The organism is Oceanipulchritudo coccoides (assembly GCF_010500615.1).
Taxonomy (GTDB): Bacteria; Verrucomicrobiota; Verrucomicrobiia; order Opitutales; family Oceanipulchritudinaceae; genus Oceanipulchritudo; species Oceanipulchritudo coccoides.
Genome location: NZ_JAAGNX010000001.1, coordinates 895,300 through 909,281, shown reverse-complemented (window position 1 = coordinate 909,281; position 13,982 = coordinate 895,300). Strand labels below are relative to the sequence as shown.

Below are 13,982 nucleotides of genomic sequence, written 5' to 3'. Positions count from 1 at the left end.
GACCAACCTAGCGCCGGACGCTCATATCCTCACGGTCATCCAAATCACTCTGGATGCTCTGGAAGACCATATTGACTTCCTTGTCCGTCAGCGTGCGCTCGAGATTGCGGAAAATCAATTTGCAGGCGATGGACTTGTGCCCTTCGGGTAATCCCTTCCCGGCGTAGATGTCAAAAACCTCCACCGATTCAAGGATCAGCCCCTCCGTCAGTTGCTTTACCGTAACGCTCCTCAGCACCTCCTCAACCTTGCCCGCTGGCGTGCTTTCCGGAACAACCAGAGCAAGGTCCCGGATAGCCGGCGGAAAGAGGCTGAAGGGCTTGTAATTGGCACGGTTGCGCGGCTTTTGGAGGTATTCCGGAAGAAAGACCACTTCTCCAGCCAGCACCGGGCTTTCAATATCCCATTCGCGGGTCATCCCGATATCCAGCAAGCCAAATCGCGCGCCATATCCGCTTTCCAAGGCACCTGTTTTCGCTGCATGACCGGACTGCCAGGCGGCCTCCCCTTCAACCGGCTCAATCTGCCAGGAGTTCACCAGAATCCCCGCCTCTTCGAGCAAGTCGGTGACAATGCGCGTGCTGGTATAGTAGTCCGGCTTGTTGCCTTCCTTCCAAGAGGCTTTGCCCTCCTGGGTGATGACAAAACCGACCGAAAAGACTTCGTAGACCGTCCCTTCGAATTCGCGGAAAACCCGCCCGCACTCAAAGAGCCTGCAGGCTTCGTTATGCCGGGCGGCATTCAGTTTCAAACAATCCAACAAGGCCGGGATGATGGACGTGCGCAAGTGCGAGGCATCGCTGGCAAGGGGATTGGCAAGGGAGAGGTCATCCGATGGTGCCTCGCCATTCCAGCGGGTCATTTCCTTTTCATCCCTTAAGGAATAATGAACTGTTTCCTGGAATCCTTTACCCGTGAGGAGCGACGTTGCCCGCCGCTGGTAGACCGGCACCGCATCATCTTCCCGCAATGTCACCGTCGCCTTGACGGTTCCCTCAGGGATGCGGTCTGACCCGAACATGCGGACGACTTCCTCCACCAGATCAATCGGCCGGTAGAGATCAAGACGGTAGCTGGGAATGCCCACGCGGAAGACAACCTTGTCGTCGTCATCCTCGCTCTTTGAAACATCGAGTTCCAGACGGGACAGGGAAGCCTCCATTTCGTCATCGGAAATCTCAAATCCCAGCTGCTCGCGCACCCAGTCGGGTGACAACTCTACTTCCCGCTCCGTCAATGGCGGTTCGCCTGCCACGAGCTCCGGACCCAGCAATTCACCACCGGCAAGCTTTATGATGAGGTCAAGGCAACGCAGGGCAGCATATTCGGCACCCTTCGGATCCACACCTCGCTCAAAGCGGTAGGAACTGTCCGTCGACAAGCCCAGTTGCTTGCTTGTCCGGCGGACGGAAACCGGATTAAACCACGCTGCTTCAAGAAAAATATCCTGTGTGTTGTCATCCACTTCCGCATCCACCGAGCCCATGACTCCGGCCACCACAAGCGCGCGATCAGCATCCGCAATGACAAGATTCTCAGGCTTTAAAACGCGTTCCTTGTCATCGAGCGTGACCAGCTTCTCGCCAGCATTTGCAGAGCGGACAATGATCTTTGATCCGCGAATCTTCGAGACGTCAAAGGCATGCAAGGGCTGGCCTGTCTCGTGCAGGATATAATTGGTCGCATCGACCACGTTGTTAATCGGACGCAGACCGATGGCCGTGAGGCGCCGCTTGAGCCATTCGGGGCTATCACCGACAGCCACCCCACGGAGGTTGTAGCCGCGGTAATGCGGGCATAATTCGGGCTCCACGGATTCAAGGGTCTCAACGAGCTTTCCTTCCTTCGCCTCGGATGGATTGACCTGAAGCTCCGGATAACGCAAGTCGCGCTTGAACCAGGCCGCCAATTCACGGGCAATACCGATATGGCTCAAGGCATCCGGCCGATTGGGAGTGATCTCGATGTCGAAGACCGAATCGGGTTCAGGATACAGCTCATTGACCGGCGTCCCAATCGCCGGGCGTGCTTCCAAAATGGCAATGCCGGCATGGTCATCCCCGATTCCCAACTCGCGTTCCGAACAGAGCATCCCGTTGGACACCACGCCGCGGAGCTTGCTCTTCTTGATCTTGAAATTTCCCGGCAGGACGGATCCCGGCAAGGCGGCAATCACGCGGTCCTTTGCGCGAAAATTCTTGGCGCCACAGACGATGGTCTGGAGCTCCCCGGTCCCGACATCAACCTCACAAACAGACAAGCGGTCCGCATTGGGATGCTTATCGAAGGAAGTGATCTCACCCACCACGACATGCTCCAGCTGGGCCAAACCCGCTTGGCTGATTCCTTCCACTTCAAAGCCCACCATTGTCAGGGCATGGCTGATCTCCTCGACCGAGAGGCCGGATAGATCAACATATTCATTCAACCATTCTAAACTGACTTTCATTGGATCCTGTTCCTTAAATTAGCTGTTGCAGGGTGCCTTATTTAAACTGCGAAAGCAGCCGGACGTCGTTCTGGTAAAGGTACCGGATATCGTCGATGCCGTAGAGCGTCATCGCAATACGCTCAATTCCAAGGCCGAAGGCATAACCGGTCCACTCCTTGGGATCATATCCCACTTCCTCGAAAACCGCCGGATCAACCATTCCGCATCCCATGATCTCCATCCACTCGGAACCCACTTTTCCGAGGTGACGGGCCTTCAGGTCGACTTCAAAACTGGGCTCCGTATAACTAAAGTAATGCGGGCGGAAGCGCGTCTCCGCATCCGGACCCAGCAGTGAGCGAAAGAGATAATCCAAATCAGCTTTCAGGTCACGGATAGTGACCCCGCGGTCGACGTAAAGGGCCTCGATCTGGTGGAAATTGGCCGAATGTGTGGCATCAGCGGTATCACGCCGGAAGCAGCGCCCGGGCGCAATGATGCGGATGGGTGGCTTTTCTTCAAGCATGGTCCGGATCTGCACGCTGGAGGTATGGGTCCGGAGAAGATAGCGCTCGTCCGATTGCTGGGAGATATTCCCAAACGGCGTTTGCTTTTTCACATAATACGTATCCTGCAAATCCCGGGCCGGATGATCCGGTGGCGTGTTCAGCGCATCAAAGCAATAGTACTCCGTTTCCACTTCAGGTCCGTCAGCCACCACAAAGCCGATCTTGCGCAGGATGCTGACAATCTCCTCGCGAACCTGCGTCAGCAGGTGGCGGGTCCCTTGTGGCAATTCCGGGCTGGGCAGGGTCGCATCGACCGGAGGACCGAGCCGTTGGCTGAGGGCTTCCTGCTCAAGGCGCTGCGTCGTGCTGTCCCAGATTGCCTGCAGCTTCTGCTTGTACACATTAATCAACTTGCCGGCCAGTGGACGCTCCTCCACCGGCAATTTGGCGATTTGCTTGCTCAAGGCCGTGAATTGGCCCTTCGGTCCACTAATCTTTGCCTTGAATTGCTCAAAGTCGGCTGCTGAGACGACGGCCCCAATCTCCTTTTCGACCGCCGCAATAATAGTTTTCAGTTCTTCTTCCATTTCTCTTCTCCAGAATTTCAAAAAAAATCCGCTACCGGAATAATCCGGAAGCGGAAGCTGGTAAATTAAACTGCCAAGTCCGTTTGCTGGCAAACGGTGATCCCGGGGGATCTAGGCGGATGTCAGCGCGCTCTGCGCTTTCTCGACAAGCGCCTTGAAGGCGACTTCATCGTGAATGGCCATCTCAGACAGGGCTTTGCGGTCCAGCTCGATTCCGGCTTTGTTCAGACCGGCGATAAATCGGCTGTAGGCCATTCCGTGCTGGCGGCAAGCGGCGTTGATGCGAACAATCCACAACTTGCGGAATTCGCGCTTTCTGGTTCTCCGGTCGCGGTAAGCGAATACCCCAGCGCGGTCGGCCGCTTGCTTGGCATAGCGGTAGAGACGGCTGGCATTTCCGAAGTATCCTTTGGTCGTGCGTAAGGTACGCTTGCGACGCTTGCGGGATGCGGCATGATTTTGTGCTTTAGGCATGTTGGTTTCTTTATATTTTGGTGGCTGCCGGGTCGCCAAATGTCACCCGGTCGAGCCGCGTTACTGTCTTTAGAACTTGTTCGGGCAACCGATCTTGACGATCTTGGCTACTCCCGGGGAGCAGCTACGGTCCTGCCCCATGCGACGCTTCTGCTTAACAGTCTTGTTACGCAGGAAGTGGCGCTTGCCGGCAGAGCGACGAAGTACCTTACCGGTACCGGTCACCTTGAACTTCTTAGCAATGGATTTGCGTGTTTTGATCATGGGAAAAGAGAGGAAAGAAACGGGCTCCAGCGCCCTTGTAAAGTCAATTCCTCAAAATACTTGAGGAAAAGAAACGCCCCACCGTGAAGTGGGGCGCCTTGTGACAAAATATATTGGGCGATCAGGTAGCCGGATTTCGGAAATTATTGGTGACCCAGCCACTGCCATTGTTGCTCTGGAATAAGCCACCCCAGGTACTCTTGGTGTAGATCCATCCCAAAGTCGGGCTGTAGAACCAGTAAGCATCCTCAGATGGAACAGACTGGTAGAGGTACATCCAACCGAAGGAGGCTTGATAGACCCAAGGCAGATTCAATGTCATGAATCCCATGTAATAGGAGTAGGCCCATTCCGCATTGGCGCCATACATGTATCCCAGCGAGGTCATGGACCATTGGCCAACAACCAGTCCGCCGGATATGACGGAATCGGAGATGTCCGGAATCCCATCCAGATCCACATCAGGAATGCCGGTGAGCTGGATTTCAAAGAGCAGGGACTCGTACGCTGCTCCAGCGGTCATGTTGGTAACCGTCCCGTAAAAACGGCCCCCATCGCGAAGCAGGGTCGTGCCGGACAATTCGTAAGTGACCGGACCGCTTTTCGTCAGCGTAAAGTCATCGAGCAGGATCGTGTCTTCATCTACGACCTCATAACCAGCTGTGCCATTAAACTGTTCCAGACCCTTGGTCAGGGACAAATCCAATGTTCCGGAGGCATAATCCCCAGGTCCTGAGGAACCCCCGACGGAGGTTTCCGGAAATGTGAGGTCCATCCAGCTTCCCGCCCGCTGAACAACACCAACAATGGGAGAAGCGACGGTTCCCTGGGGAAGCGATGACCCGGATGGCATCTGGAGAAAAAGCACTCCAGCATCCTGAGTTACTCCAGTATTGACATTGATTCCCGTGTAAGGGCTGGCGTAATTGAGCGTGTCGGGCTCCAGCGGGGAAAGGCTCTCAATCAAAATGTGTGTGCTCTCGTTTGTCCCCGGAGCAGGAAGAAGCTCACTGACGAGCAAATTCAAATCAGAGCTTTCCGTTATTGTGAATCCGCCTCCAGGCGCACCAAACCCGTCAATTGAGACAGTCAGTTGGTCCGCATACAGGGCCGGTGGGGAAAGCGCCAAAGCAAGCGCAAGGGGGGCTATACAGCATTTGTTAATAATCATTTGAAAACTAGGTGGAATATTGGAATTAGCCTCTAAATAACCAGCACGAAGTCCATCTCGCAAGAAAAATTGTCAATCAAGCAGATTTCGGACAAATCGCGGCGAAAAGCGGTCTGCGCAGGTGACCTTTACCGATTCAATTGCCAATTGCCTTGGCCACAACAAATGGAACATCCACCCAAATAAAAAGTGGTGGCCAGACCCAGAATTGAACTGGGGACACAAGGATTTTTCCCGCCATGCGGGACTCACCAACTGAGGCGATCCTTAAAGTGGTGGCCAGACCCAGAATTGAACTGGGGACACAAGGATTTTCAGTCCTCTGCTCTACCAACTGAGCTATCTGGCCCAACACAAAGTCCGCGATATAGAAGAAGCTTTTTTCATTCGTCAATCGGGTTTTCCAAAAAAGTTACGCAACGTCTTTTTGTTTGACGGTTAAAGCCATGTCGATACCGCTAATTCCCTTGTTAATTTGTCGGGGCGTAGCGCAGCCTGGTAGCGCGCTTCGTTCGGGACGAAGAGGTCGCAGGTTCAAATCCTGTCGCCCCGACCAATTTACAGGCCCGTGGTGTAACGGTAGCACAGAGGATTCTGGTTCCTTCAGTCGGGGTTCAAATCCCTGCGGGCCTGCCAAATGAATGAATTTGCTGGAGTTAGACCTTCAGGCGGTCTCCCAAAACGCGCCACTATTCTGTTTACGGAAATAAAGTAGACGGGTATAAATGCCCATACTGATGAAAATTTCCAACAAATGGCTGAAGATCATTCTTCCTCCCCTTGTCATAATAGGGGCGCTGCTCCTCTCCGCGATCCTCGTGGCATTAAAGCCCGAACAAGAGCGCAAGGAGCCGGCACCGGTTCACCCGAAGATTGAAGCGCACTCAGTAGTGGGAAGCAATGAGCCGATCGTCCTGAACTCGGAAGGAACGGTCCGGCCACGCCAGCAAACCCGCCTGACATCGCGAGTCTCCGGCCACATTGAAGCGGTATCGCCCGACTTTTATGAGGGCGGTTCCTTTCAGTCGGGTGACATTTTGTTGCGCCTTGATCCCCTTCCCTACAAGGGCGCGTTGGCGGAGGCGGAGGCCCGGTTAGCGTTGGCGGAAGCCACTCTGGCGCAGGAACGCGAAGCGTCCGAGCAAGCCCGGTTGGACTGGGAATCCATTGGATCCGGAGGTTCCCCAAGTCCGCTAGTCTTGAGAAAGCCACAACTGATGAAAGCCGAGGCCGAATTAAAGGCCGCCAAAGTTGCGCTGGAAGTGGCTCAAGTGAATCTGGACTACACGGAGATCCGTGCACCGTATGATGGCCGGGTGGATGCCAAATTCGTCGATGTGGGCCAAGCCATCACTGGCCAGGCCACCATTCTTGGTGAAATCCATTCCTCCAATGCACTGGAAGTTCCGGTGCCTCTTTCGCTGGAGGATTTTTCCTTTATCGGGAATCCTGAAGCCAGCGAAATAGAACCGTCCAAGGCGATCCTCTCCATTCAGATCAATGGAATTGAGCACCAGTGGAACGGATTCATCGAACGCACCTCCGCTTCCGTCAATTCGCAATCGCGCATGATTACGGCGATCATCCGGGCGCAGGCTCCCTTTACCAGCGAGAATGGGATGAAGCTCCGCCCGGGGATGTTCGTGAAGGTCGAAATCCAGGGCAAGGAACTGGGCAAGGTTCTCGAAATTCCCCGAAATGCCTTGCATCCCGGTGACATCGTTTACCGCCTCACCGAGGACAAGCGGCTCGAATCAAGAAAGGTGGAGATTCTCTATACAAACGCTGAATCAGCAGTGATTTCCGGGGGTATCGAAGAAGGCGACCAAATATGCCTCACTCCGCTTCTCTTCTTTGTCGAGGGAATGCATGTGCAGCTTGCCGGGGATAACCTCGAAACAGAGGGGTCCGGACAATGATTCGCTGGTTTGCCCGCAATGGTGTCGCGGCGAATCTGGTCATGCTCATCATCGTGGTCGGAGGCGTTGGGGCCCTCTTCAGTATCAAGCAGGAACTCTTTCCTGAGTTCTCACTGGATACGGTGGTGGTCCGCGTCCCGTATCTTGGCGCGGCCCCGGAGGAAGTGGAACAAGGGGTAATCCTTCGAGTTGAGGAAGCCGTTCAGGGCGTGGACGGCATCAAGGAAATTCAGTCACGGGCCTCGGAAGGCTATGGCCAAGTCAGTATTGAAATCTCGAAAGGGGCGGATATCAGCCGGGTCAAGGACGACATCAAGGCCCGGGTGGATGCTATCACGAGTTTTCCCGTGGAAACAGAGCGGCCCATTGTCGAGGAACTCCTCCTGCAACGCGACGTTGTATGGGTTTCCGTTTACGGGGATACCTCCGAGCGGAACCTGAAGGAGATGGCGGAAAAGGTCCGGGATGACATCACCCGCATGCAGGGCGTCTCACAAGCCTTTGTGCAAGGTATTCGTTCATACGAAATCTCCATTGAAGTATCGGAATTTTCACTACGTAAATATGGCCTGACATTCGACCAGGTGGTGCAAGCTGTTCGTCGTGGATCACTCGATGTTCCGGGCGGATCCATCCGAAGCGATGGCGGGGAGATTCTTCTCCGGACAAAGGAACAGGCCTACAACAGGAACGAGTTTGAAGGCCTTGTCGTGAAAACCCAACTGGACGGCACACGGGTCCTTCTTCAGGACATTGCCAATGTCGTGGACGGATTTGTCGACGACCCGGTCATCACGACCTTCAACGGCAAGCCAGCGGCACTGGTGCTGGTACGGGAGGTCGGGCGCGAAAGCCCGCTCGTGATCTCGGAGCAAGTCAACAAATACATCGAGGAAGCGCGTGAAAGCTGGCTCCCGGAATCCATCTCCCTGGATGCGTGGGGGGATTCATCATACTACTTGCGCGGTCGGTTGAACATGCTCATCGAAAACGGCCTCATCGGGTTTGTTTTGGTACTGCTCTCCCTGTCGCTGTTCCTGCGTCCATCGCTGGCCTTCTTTGTTGCGATCGGAATACCCGTGAGCTTTCTGGGGACCTTTCTCGTTGCCCCGTTTGTGGGTATTTCCGTCAACCTGATTTCCCTCTTTGCCTTCATCCTGGTCCTGGGGATTGTCGTTGATGACGCCATCGTGGTCGGGGAAAGCGTTTTCAGCGAATTCCAGAAAGTCGGCCCCGGGGTGGAATCGGCAATCCGAGGGACGCATCTGGTTTCGACACCCGTCACCTATGCGGTGCTGACAACAATGGTCGCATTCCTGCCGGTTTTCATGCTTCCCGGACAGCTCGGCAAATTCTTTGCCGCCATCCCGATGGTCGTCATCCCCACCCTTTTCTTTTCCCTCGTCCAGAGCAAGCTGGTACTGCCTTACCATTTATCTCTCTGCAAGGTGGGGGACCGTAAGCACCGTGACCAGCTTAACGTCTTTTCCCGCGCTCAAAGATGGGTTGCCGACGGCCTGGAATCCTTTGTCCATAAAATCTACCGCCCCACCCTTGCGTGGTGCCTTGAGTGGCGCTACCTGACCATAGCCGCATTCGTCGGCTTTCTCATCTTGATGGGCGGCCTGACGAAAGCCGGCTGGGTCAAGTTTTCACCGTTCCCGAATGTCCCCAGTGACTTCATCGCCATCAACCTGAAGCTCCCTGAAGGAACCCCGATTGAGCAAACCCAGGAGGCGCTCGACAAGATTGGCCGGTCTCTGGACGAGATTGTCGCGGAGGACATGGAGGCCGGCAAATCTGATCCCATCAAGCACTTTGCCCAGTTCATCGGCTTTGGCGCAGGACAACAGGGAACCAACCTCGGCTTTTTCTTTGTCGAACTGACGAAGTCCGAGCTGCGCGACTCGGATGCCGAGCAAATCTCCAAGCGCTGGCGCGAAAAGATCGGCACCATTCCCGGAGCACGGGAACTCACCATCAGTGCCTTTGCCGGACCCCCAACTGGCCTGCCGGTCGACATCCGCCTCACCGGGCCCGACTTTGAACAGCTGCGGATCGCGGCCAAGGAGGTCCGCGAAGAGCTAGCCGAATTCCCAGGGCTTTTCGATATCCGGGACACATTCTCCGAGGGAAAGCGGGAAATCAAGTTGAAGCTCAAACCCTCAGCAGAGTCGCTTGGTATCCGTGTCGAGGATCTTGCCCGCCAGGTGCGGGCGGCCTTTTACGGGGCGGAGGCACAGAGAATCCAACGGGGACGGGACGACATCCGGGTCATGGTCCGCTATCCCTACGAGGACCGGGTTTCCCTGGCCAATTTTGAAAATATGCGCATCCGCCTTCCGGGAGGAACGGAAATCCCCATCAACGAGGTGGCTGAATTGGAAATCGGGGAGGGCTTTCCGACCATTACGCGGATTGACCGGCAACGGGTCATCAACATCCAAGCGGACGCCGACAAGTCGGTCGCTGACTTTGCGGCTCTTAATAAAGCTCTTTACGATAGCGGTGGCGGCTCCAAAAGCGTCCTCGAGGAGATTCAGGAAAAGTATCCCGGTGTCACGCTGGTGAAGGGAGGCGAAGCGAAGGACTGGGAGGAAACAAAGGCATCCCTTCTTGGCGGAGTCATCCTTGTCATTTTCATGATCTACGCACTGTTGGCCATTCCTTTCAAAAGTTACCTCCAGCCGCTGATTGTCATGTCGGTGGTCCCTTTCGGAATTGCCGGGGCGGTTCTGGGACACTTCCTGACTTTCCAGACCCTGAGCCTACTTTCGATGCTTGGGATCATCGCCCTCTCCGGTGTGGTTGTGAATGATTCGCTCGTCCTCGTCGATTACATCAACCGCCGCCGGGAGCATGGTATGGATCTTATGGATGCCGTGCGGGAGGCAGGCATTGTGCGCTTCCGGCCGATTCTTCTGACCTCTCTGACAACCTTTATGGGACTTGTCCCAATCTTGCTGGAACGCAGCCTTCAGGCGCAATTTTTGATCCCGATGGCCACCTCACTTGGGTTTGGCGTGCTCTTTGCCACCTTCATCACCCTGCTGATGGTCCCATCCATTTACATGGTTCTTGAGGACGCCATTCACGCCTTCAAGCGCTGGCTGCATCTGGTCAAGTCCATCTAAGCCTCTTCCCCCGGGATAAGGAGATTATTCGTATTGGGCAAGGACTGCCCGTTGCTCGGGTTCGGGCACCGGAACGCAATCGACTTCAGCAAGGGCAGCCGTCACGGCATCCGAGTAGATAATTTGCAGAAGTGTGCTAAGTGTTGAATCATCCATGCTATCCGCAACAACCAGGTAAAAAGGCAGCCGCAGGGGATAATCGCCGAAGAAAATATTGTCCCGACTGGGCGTGTAGGCCTGGCTGCCTTCGTCCGCCTTGATGGCCAACGCCTTGACGGGCTGCTCACCAATCTGGATTGCTGGAGTAAGCGCCAATGCTGAGGCGTCTGCAATGACTGCGTTGACCAGCGAGTCATTATCACCAGATAAAAAGCGCAGATCGACATTATAGGACGAACCCTGCATGACCAAGGCATTAAAAAGCTCCAAAGTCAGGGCATTCTCACGGCGCGAGGCAATCAGGCTGATATTGCGGTCCTGCCATGCCGGGGCATCGGTAAAGGAAGACCACTTGCTTAATTCTCCGCCCTCCTTGAAGAGATCGCTCAGCTGGGAATAGGTCATTTCCGTGACAGGATTCACGCTATTCACAAGGAAAGTGACTGTCTGGTAACCAAGCGGAAAAACCCGCAGGGAATTGGCATCCCGCCCCGCATCGGGGATGGCCAGGAGGCTTGCATCAACGGTACCGGCGGCCAGATCCCGCTGTCCCAGAAGGGATCCGTCAAATTGGATCTCCACATCCAATCCAGCGGCTTCGAAGGCAGCCAACAAGGTGCTTTCCATCTCTCCCTTGAACAGATCGGAACCGGATATGACCAGAGCCTGACTTGGCAAAGCCGTTAACAGAGAGGTTGTTGCGAAGGTGGCTAGGAATTGAGTCAATTTCATTTACTTAATGTATTGAAGGGTCAACTCGGCTCTGGCAACCCGTTTCATGATTGATTTGACAAGCCCCCAACACCCCCCACTTTGTGCTCCTTTGGTAGCAGCGATGTTTGAAGATCTTGAATCAATATTGGTCACCGAGCAGGAAATCCGCGAACGAGTGGCAATTCTCGGGCAGGAAATCACGGAAACTTACCGTGATGCAGATGAATTGACGGTTATTGCCATCATCAATGGCGCACTCCTCTTTACCGCCGATTTGATTCGTCAAATTGACATGCCGGTCCGTGTGGACTGCATGCGGGTCTCCAGCTACAGGAACAACACAAGCCCGGTCCAGGAGCCGGAGATTATTGACATGCTCCGCCTGGATCTCCGGGACCAGCATGTGCTCATCATTGATGATATCCTCGATACCGGGCACACCTTCATGCGGGTTGTGAAGGAGATCAGCAAACTCAAACCGGCAAGCATCCGATTTGGCGCACTCCTCGAGAAGGAGGGGCGTCGGGAAGTCGAAGCCCACCCGGATTTTGTCGGTTTCAGCATTCCGGACCAGTTCGTGGTCGGCTACGGATTGGATTTTGCCGAGCGATACCGCCAACTCTCCTGCATTGGCGTCCTCAAGTCGGAGCTGCAGAATCCGCCGAGCTGGGCCTAGGCCAGATTCCCGTCAACGAGGCGATATTGCTTCTGTGCCCGGGCCGCAAATCCGGGATGATGCGTGACCAGCACCAACGCCGCCCGGTGGCGATCCACAACAGTCAGCAACTGGTCAATGACGCGCTCAGCCGTGTGCTCGTCCAAATTTCCGGTTGGCTCGTCCGCTAGAAGGATCTTTGGTTGGTTGATCAGGGCACGCGCGATGGCGGTCCGCTGGCGCTCCCCTCCGGAGAGTTGCTCCGGACGACTCTCCAGCCTGTCCTGAAGTCCCAATTCCTCTAACAATTGAAAGGCTCTTGACCGGGCCTCCTTCATGGAAAGACCCGCAATGCGCGCGGCAATAAGGACATTCTCGAGCAGGTTCAGCTCTGGAATCAAATAAAATGACTGAAAGACAAATCCCAGGAATTCGGACCGCTTTTTCGGCCGGCGTGATTCAGGAAGCCCGCTTAGCAATTGGCCATTCCATGACACATCTCCGGCATCCGGCATCTCGATCCCGGCGAGCAAATTGAGCAAAGTACTTTTTCCGCTACCGGATTCTCCACGAATGCTGATCGTTTCCCCCGCTTCAATGGACAGGGAAACCCCTTGCAGGACTTCAATCTGCCGATGGCCGCTCTGGTAGGATTTTTGCAGGCCTGTCGCTGCGAGGACGGAAGTTCCAGCCAGTTCGCTCATTGCTCAATCCTCAAGGTTTCAGCTGGTTTTAGACGGGCTGCACGCCATGCCGGGAGCAGGCTGGCAAGGGTTGCAAGGGCAGTGGCAAGGAGCCCGATACCCGTTATTTCCCGCACATCAAAGTCCACCGGCAGGTTGGCAAAGTAATAATACTGGATCAGGGTGTCTCGCGAGCCAGTCAACTCCGCCAACAGGTTGATGATCGGGTCTCGGAAGGACAATGCCAGCAGCGCCACCCCGATGCCGAGTGCCGCGCCAAGGAGCCCGATGAAAAAGCCTTGAAAACAATACAGCCCGAGCACTCCTGTGCGGCTCCCGCCGATGACCGCCAGCAGGCCGATTTCGCGGGTCTTGCGCACAACGGTCAGGAGTTGCGCGATGGCAATCGCGAAGGCGGCCACAGCGACAATGAAGAGGTTCAGGAAGAGCATCATTGTCTTCTCCAAATCGAGTACCCACAGGAAGTCGGCCCACTTTTCCTTCCAAGTGAGGACTTGCTTGCCACTGGAGAGCTCCGCCTCCAGCTCGCTGGCAACAGCAAATTCATCCGCATCATCAACGAGCCGGATGGCCACTCCATGGACGGCATCACCAAGTCCATACAAGTCCTGCATCGTCCGCAATGTACAGAGGATGCCGGGCAGGAATTCCTGATTCCAGTCAATGCTGTAAATGCCGGCCACGGTCAACTCGCGGGGCAGGACCACTTCGTCTGATTGTAGTCGCTCAATCATGACAGGGCTGAACACCTCGATATTGATGCCAACCCAGACTCCCAACTGTTGGGCAAGTGACTGGCTGATCAAAACAGTATCGTCATAGAGCTCGTCCAGCGAGCCCGCGGTAAGATAGGGACTGATGGCAAAGACAGGATTCTCCTCGTAGGAAAGGCCATAAATTGCCGGAAATACGGGCACATTGCCACTGCGTGCCATGACAAATCCGCGCGCGTACGGCGTCACTTGTACCACATCCTCCCGCTCACGAATGGCATCAGCCAGGGCATAGCCGCCTTGAAAAGGATAGCCTCCTTCAGTGACATCCAAGTGACCGGATGTATCGATAATCCGCTCGCGGTGGACTTGTCCAAAACCGCCCATCACGCTCTGCACAATGACCAGCACAGCCACGCCGAGGGCCACCCCGAGAACGGACAGGAAGAAAAAGACGGACCCCAACCGGCGGCCGCTTGGCGCCAGCTGCCGCAAGGCAAGATACATGTACCAGGGCAGTCTCATTTCCTGCAAACAGTCCGGAGTGG

The 13,982-nt window shown here is 55.2% G+C and carries 11 protein-coding genes and 3 tRNA genes; 5 read left to right on the top strand and 9 right to left on the bottom strand.

Features of this window, described 5'->3' with window-relative positions; genetic code table 11:
• Positions 1-7 precede the first annotated feature (7 nt).
• The 6 genes from pheT to G0Q06_RS03610 all read right to left on the bottom strand — a co-directional run bounded on the left by pheT (position 8) and on the right by G0Q06_RS03610 (position 5,785).
• Positions 8-2,449 (bottom strand): phenylalanine--tRNA ligase subunit beta, encoded by a 2,442-nt coding sequence (gene pheT / locus G0Q06_RS03635; protein ID WP_163962556.1) that lies wholly within the window; start codon positions 2,447-2,449, stop codon positions 8-10.
• Between the two features lie 37 nt (positions 2,450-2,486).
• Positions 2,487-3,527, bottom strand: a complete 1,041-nt coding sequence (gene pheS, locus G0Q06_RS03630; protein WP_163962554.1) for a phenylalanine--tRNA ligase subunit alpha — start codon at positions 3,525-3,527, stop codon at positions 2,487-2,489.
• 111 nt (positions 3,528-3,638) lie between these two features.
• Complete coding sequence (gene rplT, locus G0Q06_RS03625) at positions 3,639-4,001, bottom strand: 50S ribosomal protein L20 (protein WP_163962552.1); 363 nt, start codon at positions 3,999-4,001, stop codon at positions 3,639-3,641.
• A gap of 69 nt (positions 4,002-4,070) precedes the next feature.
• Positions 4,071-4,265, bottom strand: coding sequence for a 50S ribosomal protein L35 (rpmI, locus tag G0Q06_RS03620; protein WP_163962551.1), 195 nt, complete (start codon positions 4,263-4,265; stop codon positions 4,071-4,073).
• A 121-nt stretch (positions 4,266-4,386) separates the two neighbouring features.
• Positions 4,387-5,436, bottom strand: a complete 1,050-nt coding sequence (locus tag G0Q06_RS03615) for a hypothetical protein (RefSeq protein WP_163962549.1) — start codon at positions 5,434-5,436, stop codon at positions 4,387-4,389.
• 273 nt (positions 5,437-5,709) lie between these two features.
• A tRNA-Phe gene (locus G0Q06_RS03610) sits at positions 5,710-5,785 on the bottom strand.
• A gap of 130 nt (positions 5,786-5,915) precedes the next feature.
• On the opposite strand from G0Q06_RS03610, the gene G0Q06_RS03605 reads away from it, so the two are divergent.
• From G0Q06_RS03605 to G0Q06_RS03590, 4 genes are all read left to right on the top strand, one after another.
• Positions 5,916-5,992 (top strand) — tRNA-Pro (locus tag G0Q06_RS03605).
• Between the two features lie 6 nt (positions 5,993-5,998).
• Positions 5,999-6,072 (top strand) — tRNA-Gln (locus tag G0Q06_RS03600).
• A gap of 101 nt (positions 6,073-6,173) precedes the next feature.
• Positions 6,174-7,355, top strand: a complete 1,182-nt coding sequence (locus G0Q06_RS03595; RefSeq protein ID WP_163962547.1) for an efflux RND transporter periplasmic adaptor subunit — start codon at positions 6,174-6,176, stop codon at positions 7,353-7,355.
• A complete protein-coding gene (locus G0Q06_RS03590) occupies positions 7,352-10,489 on the top strand; it encodes an efflux RND transporter permease subunit (protein ID WP_163962545.1) in 3,138 nt (1,045 codons plus the stop codon). The genes G0Q06_RS03595 and G0Q06_RS03590 overlap by 4 nt, the downstream gene beginning before the upstream one ends.
• Positions 10,490-10,513: 24 nt before the next feature.
• Here G0Q06_RS03590 and G0Q06_RS03585 read toward each other — a convergent pair whose 3' ends face one another.
• Positions 10,514-11,380 (bottom strand): PstS family phosphate ABC transporter substrate-binding protein, encoded by an 867-nt coding sequence (locus tag G0Q06_RS03585; protein ID WP_163962543.1) that lies wholly within the window; start codon positions 11,378-11,380, stop codon positions 10,514-10,516.
• Between the two features lie 103 nt (positions 11,381-11,483).
• Here G0Q06_RS03585 and hpt point away from each other — a divergent pair, with 103 nt between their 5' ends.
• Positions 11,484-12,038, top strand: a complete 555-nt coding sequence (gene hpt, locus G0Q06_RS03580) for a hypoxanthine phosphoribosyltransferase (RefSeq protein ID WP_238710243.1) — start codon at positions 11,484-11,486, stop codon at positions 12,036-12,038.
• Here hpt and G0Q06_RS03575 read toward each other — a convergent pair.
• Both G0Q06_RS03575 and G0Q06_RS03570 read right to left on the bottom strand, forming a co-directional pair.
• Positions 12,035-12,721, bottom strand: coding sequence for an ABC transporter ATP-binding protein (locus tag G0Q06_RS03575; protein ID WP_163962539.1), 687 nt, complete (start codon positions 12,719-12,721; stop codon positions 12,035-12,037). The two genes, hpt and G0Q06_RS03575, sit on opposite strands and share 4 nt — an antisense overlap.
• On the bottom strand, positions 12,718-13,959 hold the full coding sequence (locus tag G0Q06_RS03570) for an ABC transporter permease (protein ID WP_163962537.1): 1,242 nt from the start codon (positions 13,957-13,959) through the stop codon (positions 12,718-12,720). Before G0Q06_RS03570 ends, G0Q06_RS03575 begins: the two co-directional genes overlap by 4 nt.
• Positions 13,960-13,982 lie beyond the last annotated feature (23 nt).